General features: G+C 59.9%; 2 protein-coding genes. Both read right to left on the bottom strand.

Features of this window, described 5'->3' with window-relative positions:
- Window positions 1-651 precede the first annotated feature (651 nt).
- Window positions 652-927, bottom strand: coding sequence for a GNAT family N-acetyltransferase (locus CVV68_RS22930; RefSeq protein WP_245933752.1), 276 nt, complete (start codon window positions 925-927; stop codon window positions 652-654).
- Window positions 899-1,069 (bottom strand): GNAT family protein, encoded by a 171-nt coding sequence (locus CVV68_RS24540; RefSeq protein ID WP_245933751.1) that lies wholly within the window; start codon window positions 1,067-1,069, stop codon window positions 899-901. The genes CVV68_RS22930 and CVV68_RS24540 overlap by 29 nt, the downstream gene beginning before the upstream one ends.
- Window positions 1,070-1,293 lie beyond the last annotated feature (224 nt).

Here is a 1,293-nt window from a genome sequence, read left to right as displayed (position 1 = left end):
GCTAAGACCCACAGCGCCGATGGTACTGCATTCGACAGGATGTGGGAGAGTAGGACACCGCCGGACAACACCAAAAAGGGTAGAGGCCCCAACACACACCGTGTTGGGGCCTCCCCACATTTAAAACCCCCCCCACACCAACACCACAGTCACCCGGCCACGCACCCGCGGGCCCGGCACCAGCGCAGAGCCGGGCTGAGCAGTCCAATGACCGGCCTTCTCAGCCCTTTGGCTGCCATGTCAGCGGCCCCTTGGATCAATCCACAGCGGCCGCTCATGGCGCCGACAGCGGCAAGTCGTTTCTTCTACTTGGGGGATGAAGCAGAGTCGGTAGGCCTGGAATCGGTAGGGTTGGTTGTATCGAGGATTTCCATCGAGGGCGCATTCGCTATCGAACTCGAGCTCCCCGGCATCGGCGATTTCACGTTCCATTTGGGGAACATTTCAGTGCGACAGGCTGGGCCGATGTCTTGTCAGCGAATCGTCGTCGTGCTGCCTGGGGGATCCGCCATCCGTCCAGCTGAGCGAACTGCGTGCTGTATGTCAGTGTCGGGAACGTCGTGCTTGCTGCCGGCTCACTCATCCGAATATGGAGAATATACCTTGCCTTACAGCGTAAACACCCGTGCGTCGGCAAGATGCAGCGCATTCCTATCGCAGTAGTTTACGCATCTTGTAGTTAGTCAGCTCCACCCCTGCTTTTACCGGGTGCTGTTCCGCTTCGACAGTGAAGCCATGCCGCTCGAAGAATGGACGGGCTGTGATGCTCACATCCGCTGAGAGAGCTGGTCTCCTTTCGCTGCGTGCATGTGCCTCAACGTGCGCGAGAAGCCGGCTAGTTCGCCGCTGATTGTGGCAACAAAGCTGTTCCGTTCCAGCATCGCTGCATGCCAAGTCCCTACATCGCGCCGCTCGGGCTGAGCCCATGCCTGTACTGCGCAGCCGTGTAGTCGGCGGAAGCTGTCTCGATCACAGCCGAGGTGAATACCACCAGCGTTTGTGCAGCATCAGAGTCTTCGTAAGGCCGGATCACTATGGACATGTGCTCTCGCGCATCCTGGATCTCCATCACCCCAGTCTTCCACCGAGGTGCGCCCGTGGCCGATTCCGGACCTGCCCCACTGCTCGCAAGCCCCCACCCGCACCCATGGCGGCGAGCTCGCAGAGGGTCCCTCCCAGGCGTGGCCCGTGCCAAGACCCATCGTGTGGGGTTGTTGATTTGCGTTGGGGGTGGGTTGGTGTGTATTGTTTTCTTTGTTGCCTGCACAAGGTTGAGCCGCTTCGTGAGAAGCA

This window comes from Arthrobacter livingstonensis (assembly GCF_003219815.1).
GTDB classification, from domain to species: Bacteria; Actinomycetota; Actinomycetes; order Actinomycetales; family Micrococcaceae; genus Specibacter; species Specibacter livingstonensis.
Note: the sequence above shows the minus strand (reverse complement) of the source record. Positions and strands in the feature narration are given on the sequence as shown.